General features: G+C 43.3%; 17 protein-coding genes. All 17 read left to right on the forward strand.

The features are described 5' to 3' along the window. Positions 1-157: 157 nt before the first annotated feature. The 17 genes from rpsP to C8N29_RS17315 all read left to right on the forward strand — a co-directional run bounded on the left by rpsP (position 158) and on the right by C8N29_RS17315 (position 14,633). The gene (gene rpsP, locus C8N29_RS10400; RefSeq protein ID WP_107865997.1) at positions 158-400 is read left to right on the forward strand and encodes a 30S ribosomal protein S16; all 243 of its coding nucleotides are present in this window, start codon (positions 158-160) and stop codon (positions 398-400) included. An 80-nt stretch (positions 401-480) separates the two neighbouring features. Then, positions 481-1,017 carry a ribosome maturation factor RimM gene (rimM, locus tag C8N29_RS10405; protein ID WP_107865998.1) on the forward strand — a complete coding sequence of 179 codons (537 nt, stop codon included), beginning with the start codon at positions 481-483 and terminating at the stop codon, positions 1,015-1,017. 50 nt (positions 1,018-1,067) lie between these two features. After that, complete coding sequence (gene trmD, locus C8N29_RS10410) at positions 1,068-1,835, forward strand: tRNA (guanosine(37)-N1)-methyltransferase TrmD (RefSeq protein WP_107865999.1); 768 nt, start codon at positions 1,068-1,070, stop codon at positions 1,833-1,835. 118 nt (positions 1,836-1,953) lie between these two features. Then, positions 1,954-2,322 (forward strand): 50S ribosomal protein L19, encoded by a 369-nt coding sequence (gene rplS, locus C8N29_RS10415; protein ID WP_107866000.1) that lies wholly within the window; start codon positions 1,954-1,956, stop codon positions 2,320-2,322. A gap of 164 nt (positions 2,323-2,486) precedes the next feature. Beyond that, positions 2,487-3,452 (forward strand): site-specific tyrosine recombinase XerD, encoded by a 966-nt coding sequence (xerD, locus tag C8N29_RS10420; RefSeq protein ID WP_107866017.1) that lies wholly within the window; start codon positions 2,487-2,489, stop codon positions 3,450-3,452. Between the two features lie 70 nt (positions 3,453-3,522). Then, on the forward strand, positions 3,523-4,299 hold the full coding sequence (locus C8N29_RS10425) for a thioredoxin fold domain-containing protein (protein ID WP_107866001.1): 777 nt from the start codon (positions 3,523-3,525) through the stop codon (positions 4,297-4,299). A 428-nt stretch (positions 4,300-4,727) separates the two neighbouring features. Continuing rightward, positions 4,728-6,032 carry a homoserine dehydrogenase gene (locus tag C8N29_RS10430; RefSeq protein WP_107866002.1) on the forward strand — a complete coding sequence of 435 codons (1,305 nt, stop codon included), beginning with the start codon at positions 4,728-4,730 and terminating at the stop codon, positions 6,030-6,032. A 58-nt stretch (positions 6,033-6,090) separates the two neighbouring features. Next, positions 6,091-7,242 (forward strand): threonine synthase, encoded by a 1,152-nt coding sequence (gene thrC, locus C8N29_RS10435; protein WP_107866003.1) that lies wholly within the window; start codon positions 6,091-6,093, stop codon positions 7,240-7,242. 152 nt (positions 7,243-7,394) lie between these two features. Beyond that, a complete protein-coding gene (locus tag C8N29_RS10440; protein ID WP_107866004.1) occupies positions 7,395-7,646 on the forward strand; it encodes a type II toxin-antitoxin system prevent-host-death family antitoxin in 252 nt (83 codons plus the stop codon). Next, positions 7,636-7,932 (forward strand): type II toxin-antitoxin system RelE family toxin, encoded by a 297-nt coding sequence (locus C8N29_RS10445; RefSeq protein ID WP_107866005.1) that lies wholly within the window; start codon positions 7,636-7,638, stop codon positions 7,930-7,932. The genes C8N29_RS10440 and C8N29_RS10445 overlap by 11 nt, the downstream gene beginning before the upstream one ends. Next, a complete protein-coding gene (gene recJ / locus C8N29_RS10450; RefSeq protein ID WP_107866006.1) occupies positions 7,929-9,659 on the forward strand; it encodes a single-stranded-DNA-specific exonuclease RecJ in 1,731 nt (576 codons plus the stop codon). Before C8N29_RS10445 ends, recJ begins: the two co-directional genes overlap by 4 nt. 207 nt (positions 9,660-9,866) lie before the next feature. Then, positions 9,867-10,151: a type II toxin-antitoxin system RelB/DinJ family antitoxin gene (locus C8N29_RS10455; protein ID WP_107866007.1), complete on the forward strand. Its 285-nt coding sequence runs from the start codon at positions 9,867-9,869 to the stop codon at positions 10,149-10,151. Next, complete coding sequence (locus C8N29_RS10460; RefSeq protein WP_107866008.1) at positions 10,151-10,537, forward strand: type II toxin-antitoxin system VapC family toxin; 387 nt, start codon at positions 10,151-10,153, stop codon at positions 10,535-10,537. The genes C8N29_RS10455 and C8N29_RS10460 overlap by 1 nt, the downstream gene beginning before the upstream one ends. A gap of 52 nt (positions 10,538-10,589) precedes the next feature. Beyond that, the gene (locus tag C8N29_RS10465; RefSeq protein WP_107866009.1) at positions 10,590-11,561 is read left to right on the forward strand and encodes an SEL1-like repeat protein; all 972 of its coding nucleotides are present in this window, start codon (positions 10,590-10,592) and stop codon (positions 11,559-11,561) included. 162 nt (positions 11,562-11,723) lie between these two features. Then, a protein-coding gene (gene prfB / locus C8N29_RS10470; RefSeq protein WP_107866010.1) for a peptide chain release factor 2 occupies positions 11,724-12,819 on the forward strand; the annotation gives its coding sequence in 2 pieces (ribosomal slippage) (positions 11,724-11,795 and positions 11,797-12,819; 1,095 coding nt in all). Between the two features lie 116 nt (positions 12,820-12,935). After that, positions 12,936-14,447: a lysine--tRNA ligase gene (gene lysS / locus C8N29_RS10475; protein WP_107866011.1), complete on the forward strand. Its 1,512-nt coding sequence runs from the start codon at positions 12,936-12,938 to the stop codon at positions 14,445-14,447. Between the two features lie 54 nt (positions 14,448-14,501). Beyond that, positions 14,502-14,633 (forward strand): hypothetical protein, encoded by a 132-nt coding sequence (locus C8N29_RS17315; RefSeq protein ID WP_275656210.1) that lies wholly within the window; start codon positions 14,502-14,504, stop codon positions 14,631-14,633. The last annotated feature ends 57 nt before the right edge of the window (positions 14,634-14,690 follow it).

Genomic DNA, 14,690 nt, shown 5'->3' on the forward strand with positions numbered 1-14,690 from the left:
ATCGGCAAGGAAATTCCCGTACAATGCTCGCCCTTTGAAGGCTGTTGCCTAGATAAGTCTACTATCTGAGCAGTGTTTCTCTCTTTTTGGTCATACAGTCATTTAGGCCAAATCGAAGAACATGTAGCCTTAACTTTGTTTTTGTGGAATAAACATTATGGTCGTTATTCGTTTAGCTCGTGGCGGTGCCAAAAAGCGTCCTTTTTACCAAGTTGTTGTAACCGATAGCCGTAACGCACGTGATGGTCGTTTTATCGAACGTATTGGCTTTTTCAATCCTGTGGCCCAAGGTGCAGCAGAGCCAGTTCGTGTGGATATGGACCGTTATAACTATTGGGTAAGTACAGGTGCACAACCTTCTGAGCGTGTTGCACAATTAGTCAAGGCTTCCGCAGCTTAAGACCTTGTTGTAAGTACTGATTTATTGTCGTTGTTAAGGCAATAAAGTGACCAATCTTGACTGTAAAAGGCATCGTCATCATGGCAAATATTCCGCCATCTGACCAGCTATTAAGCATTGGGCGGATTCAATCTGCGTATGGCATTAAAGGGTGGGTCTGGGTGTACTCAAATACCGACCCAACAGATAATGTGTTTGCTTATGCGCCTTGGTATTTGCAGCTTGGTGATAGCTGGCGGCAGATAGATGTGCTGGATTGGCGAGTGCAGGGTAAAGGGTTAGTGTGTCGTTTGGATGGATGTACAGACCGTAATGCGGCTGAAGCCTTACACGGTGCTGTTATTTGGACAGCGAAAACAAATCTGCCTGATTTGCCCGAAGGGGATTATTACTGGTCGGATTTAGTCGATTGTCATGTGTGGACAATAGATAACCAGTATTTGGGGTTGGTTGATAGCTTGATGGAAACCGGTGCCAATGATGTCTTAGTGGTTAAACCAGCCACTGGCAGTCTTGACCGTCAAGAGCGCTTAATTCCGTGGATTCCTGAACAAGTCGTCACGTCTGTTGATATCGTAGGCAGACGAATTACGGTAGATTGGGATATCGACTTTTAACAAAACCAACTCAACACAGACGTCTTGATGTGGTGTCTTAGGTAAAAACGATGTGGTTTGGCATCATTAGCCTATTTCCTGATATGTTTCAGGCGATTAGCCAGTATGGCATGACAGGCCGCGCAGTGAGTCAAGCACTGATTCGTTTAGAGACATGGAATCCGCGTGACTTTACGGTAGATAACTATCGTCGTGTTGATGAGCGCCCTTATGGGGGCGGGCCAGGTATGGTCATGCTCATCGAGCCGCTGAGTAAAGCGGTAGCAGCCGCCAAAGCTCGTGCAGCCGAGTTAGGTATTGATGCGCCTGTTATTTATTTGTCGCCGCAAGGTCGTCAATTTGACGAGCGTGCGACCGCAGACTTAGGTCAGCATCAAGGTCTGATTTTATTATGCGGACGTTATGAAGGTATTGATGAGCGCTTTATCGAGCGTTGGGTTGATGCCGAATGGTCAATTGGTGACTATGTCTTGTCAGGTGGCGAATTGCCTGCGATGGTCATGATTGATGCTATCAGTCGTCGCATTGAAGGGGTGTTGGGTCATCAACAGTCTGCGGAGCAAGATTCTTTTGCGACGGGATTGTTGGATTGTCCTCATTACACCCGTCCAGAGGTATATGACGGAAGTGCAGTACCTGCCGTGTTGTTGTCGGGCGACCATGCTGCGATTCAACGGTGGCGCTGGCGTGAAAGTTTGAAACGTACCCTGCAACGACGACCAGATTTATTACGCACGGCATCCTTAAATGCCGAGCAACGTCGACTTTTGACTCAACTTCAACAAGAGATTAAAAGCGACGCAATTGGGTCAGCCTAATTAGGCTGTGACAATCACAGTTATATGCGCCGAGTGCAAGTAGCTCTTGTTAACTCATAGCCTCTGTAACCACGAATTGCTTATTTATCAAAGCGTTCGTATTCTTAGGAGTTCTACCATGAGTGGTAAGCATCCCATCATTCAGAGCATTGAACAGGCTCAAATGAAACAAAACGTACCAGCTTTTGGTGCAGGTGACACCGTTGTTGTCCAAGTGAAAGTAAAAGAAGGTGACCGCGAGCGTTTACAGGCCTACGAAGGTGTTGTAATTGCTAAGAAAAATGCAGGTTTGAACTCTGCATTTACCGTACGTAAAATTTCGAATGGCGTAGGTGTAGAACGTGTATTCCAAACACATTCACCATTAGTTGCTGCGATTGAAGTGAAACGTCGTGGTGATGTGCGTCGTGCTAAGTTGTACTACTTACGTGATCGTACAGGTAAATCTGCCCGTATTAAAGAGAAGTTGGTTGCTCGCACAAAATAAGTGCCGCGCCAGTTTTGAAAAAAAGCGACGTTTAGCGTCGCTTTTTTTATGGACAATGTTTGGGTTTATGGTTGCTAGCTACTGAGGAATTAGCGATAGTAGAGGCTATTACGCAAGACGACTTCAAGCACTCAATCACCTTAGCCCTCAATCAGTACCTAAAGATGTCAACTGTTACGCCCAATAAACCCAAAAATACCCGTCAGCGTCGTCCTAAAACACGTCAACTTGCGCCCGTCCCTTTAGCAGACAATCCCATAGAACGCGAGCTGCAATGGTTGCGTGACCGTTTAATTGCGCAGGCACTCAGTCAACATAGTGTGAATGCTTATATCAGTGACTTAAAACACGTCGTGCATTACTTACAAAAGGCACTATCGAGTTGTCAGAAAAGTGATTTTGATAACTATCTACACTATTTAGCTAGTCAGCAACGTAGTCCACGCTCAGTAGCCCGTTGTTTATCGGCACTTAGGCACTTTTATCGTTTACAAATTGCAGAAAATCACCTGACACACGATCCTACGTTGGAGTTAGAAAGTCCACGTTTAGGGCAGGCCTTACCTAAAGACCTGTCTGAGTTAGATGTTGATGCCTTGTTAGCAGCCCCTGATGTATCAACCGTATTGGGTTTAAGGGATAAAGCAATGCTGGAGTTATTGTATGCCTGTGGGTTGCGGGTTTCAGAGTTAGTAGGTTTAACGATGGATGAGCCAAATTTGCGTGCAGGCTTTGTGCGTGTACGCGGTAAAGGCAGTAAAGAACGTTTAGTCCCGATGGGCGAACAAGCACGCGATTATTTGGTGCAGTATTTACAGCATGCAAGGCCAGAGCTGGTACGTGGCCGTTTAAGTGATGCCTTGTTTCCCAGTCGCGTAGGCGGTTTTATGTCCAGACAAAATTTTTGGTATGCCATTAAAGATTATGCCAAACAAATCGGTATTGAGCGTCCCTTATCACCCCATACCTTACGTCATGCGTTTGCCACCCATTTGTTAAATCATGGTGCCGACTTACGTGTGGTACAAATGTTGTTGGGGCACAGTGATTTATCAACAACACAAATTTATACCCATGTTGCTAGAGCACGCTTGCAGCAATTACATCAACAGCACCATCCGCGGGGTTGACCGCTATACAAAAGTCATCTCGTATTTTGTTGGCAGCAGGGTAAGCTAAACCTTATTAGGAGAGCATGATATGAAACTAAGTCCATTTGTTTTGCCATTAGCCTTATTAATGGTCAGTGCCTGTTCGCAAGCAGAACCACCAACGACAGTCACTAAAACAGCCATCAGTGCTGACGCAAATATGCCACAAATTGAGGCTGCGATTCGAGGCAGTATCAAAGAAGCCATTCCAGATGCAGAAGTCACTTCGATTAAAACGACACCTTTTCAAGGCTTATATGAAGTCAAAGCCAAAGGTTATGGCACGGCTTATATGAGTGCAGATGGCCGTTATATGGTACAAGGCGAGTTAATAGAGTTACGTGGGAAACAAGTCATTAATGTGACCGAACAAGGTATGGCAGGTGACCGCCAAAAAGCCCTTGCTGCCATTGATAAAAAAGACCAAATCATTTTTCCTGCAACAGGCCAAACCAAGGGTGTTGTTTATGTCTTTACCGATGTAGATTGTGGTTATTGCCGTAAACTACACATGGAAATCCCACAAATTAACCAACTAGGGATTGAAGTGCGTTATTTAGCCTTTCCACGCTCAGGATATCCATCGCCGATGGCTAAACGGATGGAGGCGATTTGGTGTAGTGCTAACCCGCGTGAGGCCTTAACCTTAGCCAAACAGGGACAAAATATTACGGCGCCTGAATGTAAATCGCCCGTCAAAGCACAATATGATTTAGGCCAAGATTTAGGGGTGCGTGGTACGCCCGCGGTCTTTTTGGAGAGTGGTATGCAAGTGGGTGGCTATTTGTCGCCCAAAGACTTAGCTGCCGCCATGAATATTCGTTAGAGCCAGTTGGCGTTTTGATTGGGGTTGCTCACACGCAAAGCCCAAACAGACCTTAATACACTGACTTAGATAAAGAGCTGTTACTAAGACTAACAGCTCTTTTGATAAAAAAACTAAAAAAAATATCGCTTTTTAGGTCTTGTGAGCGGTCAATGATACATTTTGCTCGCAATCCGTTATATCATCGCAGGCTTTGTTCACGTGATTCATTCTTGTGTTGGTGAATGGCTATTGACAGATGTACAACGGTGTCTGGCGTCAACAGACCTTAAAAAGCCTGTGCGCATCTCGTATCAAAAGCCGCACATGTTTGCACTTGTTGACACATAAATGATTGACTAAAAGAATTTACACAGCATGCGTCCTGTCAGACGCTGTTGGGTTGTTGTGCGCATATAATGCGTCTCTTGAAACAGATAGGTGATAGGGTGAAACCAGTTAAAATTGGCATCGTCGGGCTAGGTACAGTCGGTGGCGGTGCGCTTAATTTATTAAAAGCGAATGCTGCCGAAATTAGTCGTCGGACTGGCCGCGATATTATTGTCAGTCATGTGGGTGCGCGTCGTGATTATCCACAATATGATTTAACTGGTGTCACTGTTAGCCGCGATATTTTTGCGGTGGTCAATGACCCCGAAGTCGATATTGTGGTCGAAGTGATTGGTGGCACAACCACTGCCCGTGAATTGGTATTACAAGCGATTGCTAATGGCAAACACGTAGTGACAGCTAACAAAGCTTTGTTAGCCCAATACGGTAATGAAATCTTTGGTGCTGCCGAAGCCAAAGGCGTCTTTGTCGCGTTTGAGGCCGCTGTTGCGGGTGGTGTACCGATTATTAAAGTCTTGAGAGAAGGTTTGGCGGCAAACCGTATTGATTGGTTGGCAGGCATTATTAATGGGACAGGCAATTTTATTTTGACCGAAATGCGCGAAAAAGGTCGTGATTTTGCTGATGTGCTAAAAGAAGCCCAAGCCTTAGGCTATGCCGAAGCAGACCCCACTTTTGATGTGGAAGGGATTGATGCTGCACATAAATTAACCATTTTGGCTTCATTGGCTTTTGGTATTCCGTTGCAGTTTGAAAAGGTTTATACCGAAGGGATTACTAAATTAACCCGTGAAGACGTGAGTTATGCCGAAGAATTAGGTTTTAGAATTAAACACTTAGGCATTGCCCGCCGTACTGCTGATGGCATCGAATTGCGTGTGCATCCCACCTTAATTCCAGAGCAGCGTTTAATTGCTAACGTTAATGGGGTTAAAAATGCGGTCTTAGTCCAATCTGATGCGGTTGGCTCAACCTTGTATTATGGCGCAGGTGCAGGCGCAGGCGCGACAGGTTCTGCTGTCGTTGCCGATATTGTGGATATTGTGCGCTCGCTCAATGTGGAAAACATTAATGGTGTACCGCACTTAGCGTTTCAACCCGATGCCTTAGCCGATATTCCCGTATTACCTGTTGAAGCAGTAAAAACGGCTTATTATTTGCGTTTACAAGCTAATGATAAATCGGGTGTATTGGCCGATGTGACGCGTATTTTGAGTGAAAATGGCATCAGCATTGAAGCGATTTTACAAAAGCCCGCACAAGAAGCAGGCACAGTGCCTGTGATTATTTTAACCAAGCCAGTCATTGAGCGCGAAATGAATCGTGCAATTGGTGGTTTAGAAGCTTTAGCGGATATTGTTGCCCCTGTGGTGCGTGTTCGTTTAGAAGCCTTAGACGCTTAACCCATTCCCGACCTCTCGCTCAATGTGTGAGAGATGATGTTTTTGTAGAGAGAAAATTATGTCCGCAGGTAACCGCTATACAGGTTTAATTAACAGATACCGTGACTATTTACCGATTTCTGACGATACCCGTATTATTTCTTTAGGCGAAGGCAATACACCTTTAATTCGCTTAAAAAATATTCCTAAGCTCATTGGCAAAGATGTGGATATTTATGTCAAATATGAAGGCTTAAATCCAACGGGGTCTTTTAAAGACCGTGGTATGACCATGGCGGTGACTAAAGCGGTTGAAGAGGGTAGCAAAGCCATTATTTGTGCTTCTACAGGTAATACCTCTGCCGCTGCTGCTGCTTATGCAGCACGTGCTGGCATTAAAGCGTTTGTGTTAATTCCAGAAGGCAAAATTGCCATGGGTAAATTAGCCCAAGCGATGATGTATGGCGCGATTACCTTACAAATTCGTGGTAATTTTGATGATGGCATGGAATTAGTTAAACAAGTGGCTAGCCAAGCACCCGTCACGATTGTTAACTCGGTGAATCCGTATCGTTTGCAAGGTCAAAAAACCGCTGCCTTTGAAATTGTGGAAGAGTTAGGTCGTGCGCCTGATTATCACTGTTTGCCTGTCGGTAATGCAGGTAACATTACCGCGCATTGGATTGGTTATTGCGAATATTCAACGCCAGCAGGTCACAAGCCAACCGATTCTTGTTCTTTCTGTAATGGTCATTGCCGTTTTACAGGCGGCCCAATGAATGGTAGCCGTCCAAAAATGATTGGTTATCAAGCCGCAGGTTCTGCACCTTTTATGCGTGGCGAAGCGGTAAAAAATCCTGAAACTGTGGCTACTGCGATTCGTATTGGTAATCCACAAAGCTGGAAACAAGCCTTAAAAGTGCAAGAAGAGTCGGGTGGTTGGTTTGATGAATTAAGCGACCAAGAAATTTTGGATATGCAACGTCAATTAGCGATGTATGAAGGGATTTTCTGTGAGCCTGCTTCTGCCGCCTCCATTGGTGGTGCGATTCGTGATATTAAAAATGGCCGCATTCCAGAAGGTTCAACCATTGTTTGTACCTTAACAGGCAACGGCTTAAAAGACCCAGATACCGCAATTGCTCAATGTAATAACACCGCTGTGTTAAAAACCATTGATGCCACTTTAGACCAAGTGCGTGATAGCATTTTACAATCTATGGGATTGTAAGCTATATGCGACAGGGCTGCTAAATAAGCAGTCTCAGTTCTATATGGGTTAATAAAAGCCTCATCTAACTTGATGAGGCTTTTTTTTGAGCGAAAATCTATTATAAATATCTAAATTAGTATTAAAAACAGGGCTTATTTAAGAGGTAAATTATGAATCAAATTCTTGCAGCACATTCCGTGAGCATTTCAGAATTAAAACGTAATCCAACGGCTATTTTAGAGCAAGCGGAAGGTTTACCTGTAGCTGTGCTTAACCACAACAAACCTGCGGCCTATTTGTTGGCGGCTGAAACTTATGAAAAGCTGATGGAATTATTGGATGATTATCAATTAACACAGTTAATTACAGCTCGTCAGCATGAAAAATCTCAAGCTATTGAGGTGAATATTGATGACTTATAAATTAAAGTTTTTGCCTAGTGCATGGAAAGAGTGGCAAAAACTTGCGCCCGTCATTAAAACACAATTTAAGAAAAAGTTATTAGAGCGTTTAGAAAATCCAAAAGTCCCAGTCGATAAACTCAATGGTTATGAATCGGTATACAAAATTAAATTACGCACAGTAGATTATCGTTTAGCTTATGAAGTAAACGATGGTGAAATTACTGTATTAGTTTTAATCATAGGTAAACGTGAGAACAATGAGGTTTACGATAAATTAAAAAGCAGAATTAAACATCTACCATGAACAAACTTATTAAACAACGTCCTATTCCACCTATCTCCGATAGCCTTCAACAGTTGCATCCTGTTTTAGCAAGAGTTTATGCGGCACGTGGCATACAACATCCACAGCAAGTGCAACATCAGCTAAAAACTTTAGCACGACCCGAACAATTATTAGGAATGCCCCAAGCCTTAGCCTTACTCACAGACGCGTTACAACAGCAACAACGCATTTTAATTGTCGGTGATTTTGATGCCGATGGCGCAACCAGTACCAGTGTGGTGGTGTTAGCCTTGCGTGCGATGGGTGCAAACTCTGTTGATTATTTAGTGCCAAATCGTTTTAAGTTTGGTTATGGCTTAACGCCTGAAATTGTTGAAGTGGCTTTAAATGAAAAAAATCCGCAACTGATTATTACCGTGGATAATGGGATTTCTAGTCGTGAAGGGGTTGAGCGTGCTAAACAAGCAGGCGTCAAAGTGCTGATTACCGACCATCATTTAACAGGCAAACAACTGCCTGATGCCGATGCGATTATCAATCCAAATCAAGCCAATTGTCCTTTTCCGAGTAAAAGCATTGCAGGGGTGGGTGTGGCTTTTTATGTCATGGCGGCCTTGTGTACCCATCTTAAAAGTATGGGTTGGTTTAACAACAGACCTATGCCTCGAATGAGTGATTTTTTGGATATTGTTGCGTTGGGAACGGTCGCTGATGTGGTGGCTTTGGATGACAATAACCGTATTTTAGTGGCACAAGGTTTGGAGCGGATTAGAGCAGGGCAATGTCGAGAGGGTATTAAAGCCTTATTAGCAGTAGCAAAACGTGAACGCGAAACTATTCAAGCCGAAGATTTAGCCTTTGCCGTTGCCCCACGTCTTAATGCCGCAGGGCGTTTGGATGATATGTCGCATGGTATTGAGTGTTTATTGGCGGATTCTCCTGTATTAGCTCAACAATATGCCCAAGAATTAGATGACTTAAATATTGAGCGACGTAGCATTGAAGGGGATATGCAGCAGCAAGCCTTAGCAACGATGCAACAACTTAATTTTAATGAAGAGAATTTGCCACCTGCGATTGTCTTGTTTGATGCTTCTTGGCATCAAGGTGTCATTGGCATTGTCGCAGGGCGTTTAAAAGAAAAGTTTCATCGACCGTCGATTGTTTTTGCGCCTGTCGATGAGCAGAGCGATTTAATTAAAGGCTCCGCACGGTCAATTAACGGTATTCATATTCGTGATGCCATTGAGTTAGTCACCGTGCGCCATGCAGGATTGGTCAGTTATTTTGGTGGTCACGCGATGGCCGCAGGCATGACCATTCCACGCGCTAATTTTGAGGCTTTTCAACAAGCGTTTAGCCAAGTGATTGCTGAGCAAGCCACCGAAGAACATTTAACCGCAACCATTTTGACCGATGGTGAATTAGCTGCCCAAGAAATTAATTTGGAATTAGCACAATTATTGCGTCACAGTGGCCCGTGGGGGCAAGCCTTTCCTGAGCCGATTTTTGAAGGCGAGTTTGAGTTGCGTGATTTTACGGTGTTAAAGGAAAAACATTTAAAATGGTTGTTAAAACATCCTGTGACGGGTGAAGATTTAGAAGCGATTGCTTTTAATGTGGATATGCGTCAATGGTCTGCACAAACTGAAAAGTTGTTTTTGGCATATCGTTTAGATGTGAATACCTTTAGAAATAAAAGCCGCTTGCAGTTGAAGGTGGATTATTGGCGGGTGGTTGAGTGAAAAGTGTGCGAGTTTCGTAGTCTGTGTGAAGTGTAACGTAACACGGGTTTTATGGGAGTAAACAAATGTTTTATAAAGTATTTATCCTGTATTCCGCTACGCTGCATACAAGCTACCTAGCTCTATTTAATGAGCAGTACCATAGATGTTGCTGTTGTGCGCACAATATGACACTATTAACTACAATAACTGGTGGAGTTAATTATCATGGCAACAACTAATATCAATATTCGTACTGATAGTGACATCAAAGCACAGGCACAAGCGATTTTTGCTTCATTAGGCTTAGATATGACGACCGCAGTCAATTTGTTTTTGCGTCAAACTGTGCGTCAAAAGGATTTACCTTTTGTGCTGAGTACCTTGCCCCAAAACAAGCCTGTTCAAGCTCAAGTGACTTCTCGTGAGCAAATGTTTGGTTTGTTGCGTGACCAATATAAAATGTCAGCTGATTTTGATGCACCGCTTGATGATTTTAAGGACTATATGTGATGAAGTTGTTGCTTGATACGCATACGGCTCTTTGGTTATTTAATCACCATGAGCATTTGTCTGCCAATGTCAAAGCGTTGTTGCTTGATGAAAATAATAGCTTGCACATTAGCATAGCCTCTGTTTGGGAGGTGGCTATTAAAAATAGTTTGGGTAAATTGTCAGATTTTAGTGGCGGACTACAAGCGTTTTTATCCGCTATTCAACGGTCACAGATTGAGCTTGTTCCTATTGCGGTAAAGCATATTCAACTTATTGAAAGTTTGCCGTTTATTCATCGTGACCCCTTTGATAGATTGCTGATTGCAACGGCTCAAAGTAATACCATGACGATTCTTACGGCTGATGCCAATATCCAAAAATATGATGTTAAGTGGCAATGGTAATGCCATAGCGGATATTTGAGCAAGTTTTGAAAATATTTAAGGACAAAAAAATATGAAAAAATTACTTTGTGTTTTTTTACTGTGTACTACGAGTGTGGTTAATGCAGGATTTGATGATGGAGCAGTGGCGTATAAACAAGGGGATTACGCTACTGCATTAAAAGAGTTTAAAGAAGCGGCAGAGAAAGGTGATGCTAAAGCGGAATTTATTTTAGGGACTATGTATATTGAAGGGAAAATAGGTCTCAAAGATTATCGTCAAGCAGAAAAATGGTTCACTAAATCTGCCGAAAAAGGACTCGTAGAGGCACAATCTGTTTTAGGTCTTATGTATTACAATGGAGAAATAGTCTCACAAGATTATGCTAAAGCAATAACATGGCTTAAAAAATCTGCTGAACAGGGTAATGCAGAAGCGCAATTTATTTTAGGGCGTATGTATTACAAAGGGGAAAGTGTAGAAAAAAATTATCCTATTGCTATTCAATGGCTTACACAATCCTCCGAGAAGGGATATGTTGATGCCCAATGTCTTTTAGGATTGATGTATTACAAAGGAGATAATATTCAACAAGACTATTATCGTGCTATAAAATGGTTGAAGCCATGTGCGGAGCAAGGGCTTATAGAAGTACAACATATTTTAGGTGTTATGTATTACTATGGAGAAGGGACGGAGCAAGATAATACTCAAGCATTATATTGGTCTCAGAAAGCTGCAGAGCAAGGACTTCCCCAAGCGCAATACACTGTTGGAATTATTTATGCCAAGAAGGAAACTACTTTGGATGAGATTGTAGCGGCATCTTGGTTTACGAAGGCCGCAGAGCAAGGATTTGTTGATGCGCAATATATGTTAGGGTTTGCCTATAAAGAAGGAAGAGGCGTTCCACAAATGGATGTTTGGGCTAAAATGTGGTGGGAAAAAGCAGCGGCACAAGGTCATATGGAAGCTCAAAGAGAATTAGATAATATGCAGTCAAGCTCCTTGGGGTATTCTAGTGATAGCCTAGTTTCTCCGTGAAATATGATATGAAACCCTGAGTAATCATAGTGTGATATTCATTACTTTGTAGTTAAGTGATATTGAGTAGTCTATAAAGCTGATGTATCAAACCCTTCGCCTAAACCCCCAAACTTTGCTACAATTCGCGCCTTTCGTTGGTCATGTAGCTGTAAAACCGTCATGGAAATCAATCCCTATCTCAAACACATAAAAGACCTTACTGAGCGTGGCGAAACGCTTAGGGGGTATCTTTGACTATGAGCTAAAAAAAGAACGCCTCGAAGAAGTGATGCGCGAGCTTGAAGAACCCACTGTATGGAATAATCCCGAACATGCCCAAGCCCTAGGTAAAGAGCGTTCTGTACTAGAGAATAGTGTTGGAGTGTTAGATAAGCTGACCGAGCAAGTGGCTGATGCGCAAGCGATGCTTGATTTAGCCGTAGAAGCGGATGACGAAAGCCTACTCGAAGACGTGAAAGCCGAGTTGGCCAGTGCCGAAAAATTAGTGGCTGACCTAGAGTTTCGCCGTATGTTTAGCGGTGAAATGGATGCCAATAACTGCTTTGTTGACATTCAATTTGGTTCGGGCGGCACAGAAGCACAAGACTGGTCGGGTATGTTGTTGCGGATGTATTTACGTTGGATTGAGCGTCACGGTTTTAAGGGCGAATTGATGGAAGTGTCCGATGGCGAAATTGCAGGCATTAAAAGTGCCACGATTCGCGTTGAAGGCGATTATGCCTTTGGTTGGTTGCGTACCGAAACAGGCGTGCATCGTTTAGTACGAAAATCCCCCTTTGACTCAGGCAATGGCCGTCATACCTCGTTTGCGGCGGTGTTTGTCTCACCCGAAGTCGACGATAACATTGAAATTGAAATCAATCCTGCCGATGTGCGCACTGATACTTATCGTGCCAGTGGTGCAGGTGGTCAGCATATTAACAAAACGGACTCTGCGGTGCGTTTAACCCATATTCCAACAGGTACAGTGGTTGCGTGTCAAAATGAGCGTTCACAACATGCTAACCGTGACCGTGCATGGAAAATGTTACGTGCGCGTTTATATGAGTTAGAAATCTTAAAGAAAAATGCGGCCAAACAAGCCCTCGAAGAAACCAAGTCGGAAAATGGTTGGGGTAGCCAAATTCGCTCTTATGTTTTAGACCAATCGCGTGTCAAAGACTTACGCACCAGTGTCGAACATTCACGTCCTGATGCCGTATTAGACGGCGATTTAGATGATTTTATTCAAGCTTCATTAAAAATGGGTTTGTAAAAACTTCGTATTCCCTCCCCTAATTTAGGGGAGGGCTAGGGTGGGGTTCTTTTATAAGACCCCCTCCCAGCCTCCCCCTTAATAAGGGGGAGGAGTTATCTTTTAGAGAGAAAACCATGAGCAATACGCCAGAAATTCAAGTATCTGAAAATGAATTAATTGCCCAGCGTCAGCAAAAATTAGCTGAATTACGCACCAAAGGCCAAGCCTTCCCCAATGACTTCCGTCGTGATAGTTATGCCCAAAACTTACAAGATAAGTTTGCGGCTAACACGAAAGAAGAATTAGAAGCAGGCGAAAAGCAAGTGGTGTCTGTGGCTGGCCGTATTATGCTCAAACGCGTGATGGGTAAAGCTAGCTTTATTACTGTGCAAGATATGACAGGTCGTATCCAGTTTTATGTTGCTCAAAATAGCATTGGCGAAGACGCCTATGCCGATTTTAAAACATGGGATATTGGCGATATTGTCGGTGGTCAAGGTTATATCTTTAAAACCAAAACAGGTGAGTTGTCGATTCATATCGAACAAGTGCGTTTGTTAACTAAATCTTTACGTCCATTACCTGATAAATTTCATGGTTTAGCTGACCAAGAAATCAAATACCGTCAACGTTATGTTGACTTAATTATGAGCGAAGAAACACGTAACGCCTTCAAAGTGCGTTCGCAAGTGATTGATGGTATTCGCCGCTTTTTACGTGGCCGTGACTTTATGGAAGTCGAAACGCCAATGATGCACGTCATTCCCGGTGGCGCAGCCGCAAAACCGTTTGCAACGCATCATAATGCCTTAGATATGCCGTTGTTTTTGCGTATTGCCCCTGAGTTATACCTCAAGCGTTTAGTGGTTGGCGGTTTTGAGCGTGTGTTTGAAATTAACCGTAATTTCCGTAACGAAGGGGTTTCTACACGTCATAATCCAGAATTTACCATGATTGAGTTTTATCAAGCCTATGCCGATTACAAAGACTTGATGGACTTAACCGAAGCGATGTTAAAAACCGTTGCTTTAGAAGTATTGGGTAAAACCGAAGTCGATTATCAAGGCGAAGTGTATGACTTTGGCGCGCCGTTTGTACGCATGAGCATGGTTGATGCGATTTTGCATTTTAATCCTCAATATACCCGTGATCAATTATGGGATATGGCCGCTGCGACTCACATTGTTGAAAAAGACATTAAAGAGAAAGTGAAGCCAACATGGGGCATTGGTAAATTACAAACCATTATTTTTGAAGAAACGGTTGAAACCAAGTTACGTCAACCCACCTTCATTACGGAGTATCCTGCTGAAGTCTCACCTTTGGCACGTCGTAATGATGATAATCCGTTTATTACTGACCGTTTTGAGTTCTTTATTGGTGGTCGTGAAATTGCTAATGGTTTCTCGGAGTTAAATGACCCGATTGACCAAGCTGAGCGTTTTATGCAACAAGTGGCTGAAAAGGATGCGGGTGATGACGAAGCCATGCACTATGATGCCGATTATGTTCGCGCTTTAGAATATGGTTTACCACCGACCGCAGGTGAGGGCATTGGTATTGACCGTTTGGTGATGTTGTTTACTAACTCGCCATCGATTCGTGATGTGATTTTATTCCCACACATGCGTCCAGAAGCACTCTAACGGCGTGTGTCATGAAAGGGCGGAAATTCCGCCCTTTTTTATGGGGAATGGGATATGAACGATTGGCCAGAGGCAACTAACTTCTATTGTTCGATTGACACGCAATTGAGCAAACAAGCGTTGGCGCATCACTTTGCAGCGCAAGGTTTGATCCTAGCCAGAAAATTAGACAGTTGTACCCTCTAAAAGTAGTAGATGCTTTTGCATAAAAGCATTTGGACTCAACCAGCCATTGGCTGAATG

Source organism: Agitococcus lubricus, from assembly GCF_003051055.1.
In the GTDB taxonomy this organism is placed as follows: domain Bacteria; phylum Pseudomonadota; class Gammaproteobacteria; order Pseudomonadales; family Moraxellaceae; genus Agitococcus; species Agitococcus lubricus.

Coding starts and splice junctions, on each gene's coding strand:
- rpsP (WP_107865997.1), top strand. CDS start 158: ATGGTCGTTATTCGTTTAGCTCGTGGCGGTGCCAAAAAGCGTCCTTTT.
- rimM (WP_107865998.1), top strand. CDS start 481: ATGGCAAATATTCCGCCATCTGACCAGCTATTAAGCATTGGGCGGATT.
- trmD (WP_107865999.1), top strand. CDS start 1,068: ATGTGGTTTGGCATCATTAGCCTATTTCCTGATATGTTTCAGGCGATT.
- rplS (WP_107866000.1), top strand. CDS start 1,954: ATGAGTGGTAAGCATCCCATCATTCAGAGCATTGAACAGGCTCAAATG.
- xerD (WP_107866017.1), top strand. CDS start 2,487: ATGTCAACTGTTACGCCCAATAAACCCAAAAATACCCGTCAGCGTCGT.
- C8N29_RS10425 (WP_107866001.1), top strand. CDS start 3,523: ATGAAACTAAGTCCATTTGTTTTGCCATTAGCCTTATTAATGGTCAGT.
- thrC (WP_107866003.1), top strand. CDS start 6,091: ATGTCCGCAGGTAACCGCTATACAGGTTTAATTAACAGATACCGTGAC.
- C8N29_RS10440 (WP_107866004.1), top strand. CDS start 7,395: ATGAATCAAATTCTTGCAGCACATTCCGTGAGCATTTCAGAATTAAAA.
- C8N29_RS10445 (WP_107866005.1), top strand. CDS start 7,636: ATGACTTATAAATTAAAGTTTTTGCCTAGTGCATGGAAAGAGTGGCAA.
- recJ (WP_107866006.1), top strand. CDS start 7,929: ATGAACAAACTTATTAAACAACGTCCTATTCCACCTATCTCCGATAGC.
- C8N29_RS10455 (WP_107866007.1), top strand. CDS start 9,867: ATGGCAACAACTAATATCAATATTCGTACTGATAGTGACATCAAAGCA.
- C8N29_RS10460 (WP_107866008.1), top strand. CDS start 10,151: ATGAAGTTGTTGCTTGATACGCATACGGCTCTTTGGTTATTTAATCAC.
- C8N29_RS10465 (WP_107866009.1), top strand. CDS start 10,590: ATGAAAAAATTACTTTGTGTTTTTTTACTGTGTACTACGAGTGTGGTT.
- lysS (WP_107866011.1), top strand. CDS start 12,936: ATGAGCAATACGCCAGAAATTCAAGTATCTGAAAATGAATTAATTGCC.
- C8N29_RS17315 (WP_275656210.1), top strand. CDS start 14,502: ATGAACGATTGGCCAGAGGCAACTAACTTCTATTGTTCGATTGACACG.